Source organism: Nocardioides sp. CPCC 206348, assembly GCF_048654705.1.
Taxonomy (GTDB): Bacteria; Actinomycetota; Actinomycetes; order Propionibacteriales; family Nocardioidaceae; genus Nocardioides.
Genome location: NZ_JBMCZA010000111.1, coordinates 40321 through 42152 on the forward strand (window position 1 = coordinate 40321; position 1832 = coordinate 42152).

The window sequence follows — 1832 nt, forward strand, 5'->3', positions numbered from 1 at the left end:
GGATCGTGGCGACGCCCTCGTCGTCCCGATCCACGTCTGTGACGCCGTGATTGAGCACGGTCTCGCCCAGCGGATCAGTGACGAGGCCCGAGAAGGAATCCCTTCCCGTCGGCAGCAGCCGCTCGGTGTCCACCGTCAGGTAGGTCGCTGCCGGAAGCTCCATCCTCCAGCCGTCGCAGGGACCGTCGCCCGCCACCAGGTACGGATGTGCGCCCGACGCGTACGGCGCAGCCGTGGATGCCAGGTTCGTCGCGGCCTGGGTCACGTGGAGCCCGTCTGGTCCGACCGTGTAGGTGACGCGGAGGTCCAGCGCCCACGGATAGCCCGTCTGCGCAGGCAGGAAGTAGCCGAGCTCCAACCGGTCAACCTCGTGCGAAACGACCGACCAGGCCACCCACCGGACCAGTCCGTGCGACGCGTTCTGTCGCGACGGCTCGGTGAGCGCAAGCTGCTGCTGCTTGCCCCCGAAGGTGTAGCGCCCGTCGCGGATCCGGTTCGGCCACGGCATCAGCAGCTGGCCGCGGCCGCCGTCGGCCATCGCGTCCTCGGCGAAGCCCTCGATCAGCGGCCGTCCCTCGAAGGTCAGCTCACGCAGCGCACCGCCGCTCTCGGTGACCACGGCGCGATGGCCCGCGGACTCGATGACGAACTGGTCCCCGCTCGGTGGCTTCACGACATCGGAGACTAGTGGGCGCTCAGGTGCGGATGACGATGTCGGCACGGGCCCGGGTGTTCTCCCGCTCGTGCAGGGCCGTCTCGTCGTCGAGCCAGGTCAGCCAGTGATCGAGCTGGTCGTCGCCGTCGCGCGCCAGGCCCCGCGCCAGCCGGGTCTCACGATCGGCCTCCACCCAGACGAGCAACGTCACCAGGTCGTCGTACGACGACGCAGCGGAGCCGACGCCCTCGAGGATGAGCAACGGGCCGGGCGTGACGTCGCGCGTCTCGGCCCAGCCGTCGGCAACCCAGTCCCACCGCCGCCACTGACCGGTCTCGCCGGACGCGAGCGGCCGCAGCAACGCGTCGATGCTCGCGCCCAGGCCGGGCAGTCCGCGCCAGCCCTCGAGCATCTCGTCGGTCCCGATCACGACGGCCTCGGGAGCGAGACTCGCGACCGCTGCTGCCAGCGTGGTCTTGCCGGACCCGGCCAGGCCGTCGATGCAGATCAGCCGTCCGGCGCCCAGCGTTGCCGGACGGGCAAGGGCGGCAGCGAGGACCTCAGAAGGCGAGGCCATGTCCCCGGTAGGTCGGCACCTCGTCGACGAACCGTTCGCCGTCGGCGAGCAGCACGGCGGTGCCGTGCTCGAACGGTTCACCGGACTTCGCGTGCCGGAACCACACGAGGTCACCGATCGCGAGGGTCGGTGCGTTGGTGCCCACCAGCGGCGTCTGGACCTCGCCCGCGCCCTCGAGACCGGTCAGGCTCAGCCCGGCCGGCGCCCACGGTGTCGGCGCACGGTCGGCGCCCGCCGGACCGGAGGCGATCAGGCCGCCGCCGTGCACGGTCGCGATCTCGCCGGTCGGCTTGCGGGTGACCGGCAGCCCGAAGAACGCGGCCGGCGCGGGATGGAACGACTGGTAGTGGTCGAACAGCGTCGGCCCCAGGAGGCCGGAGCCCGCGGTGACCTCGGTGACGACCGGGTCGGCCGCCGAGGACTCCAGCGACCCCGAGCCACCGGCGTTCCAGAAGATCGGTCCGGTGTGGCCGCGGTGCCCCTCGAGCGCGTGCAGGCCCTCGGCGATCGCGGTCCTGCGGACCTCGAGCTGGGCGATCGACAGCTGCTTGAGCTTGCGCACGACGGCCGACTTCGCGCGCTGGTGCGGCACGGCGTCGG

Annotated in this window: 2 protein-coding genes and 1 pseudogene; all 3 read right to left on the bottom strand. The window is 71.9% G+C overall.

What is annotated here, in order from left to right; translation table 11 throughout:
* On the bottom strand, window positions 1–673 hold a 673-nt coding region (locus tag ACOADB_RS06485), incomplete at its 3' end, for an aldose epimerase (RefSeq protein ID WP_378597137.1).
* 22 nt (window positions 674–695) lie between these two features.
* Window positions 696–1232, bottom strand: a complete 537-nt coding sequence (locus ACOADB_RS06490; protein WP_378597138.1) for a uridine kinase family protein — start codon at window positions 1230–1232, stop codon at window positions 696–698.
* Window positions 1216–1832 (bottom strand): annotated as a pseudogene (locus ACOADB_RS06495) (amino acid deaminase/aldolase); the annotation flags it as partial. The pseudogene ACOADB_RS06495 and the gene ACOADB_RS06490, both read right to left, overlap by 17 nt.

Coding starts and splice junctions, on each gene's coding strand:
- ACOADB_RS06490 (WP_378597138.1), bottom strand. CDS start 1,232: ATGGCCTCGCCTTCTGAGGTCCTCGCTGCCGCCCTTGCCCGTCCGGCA.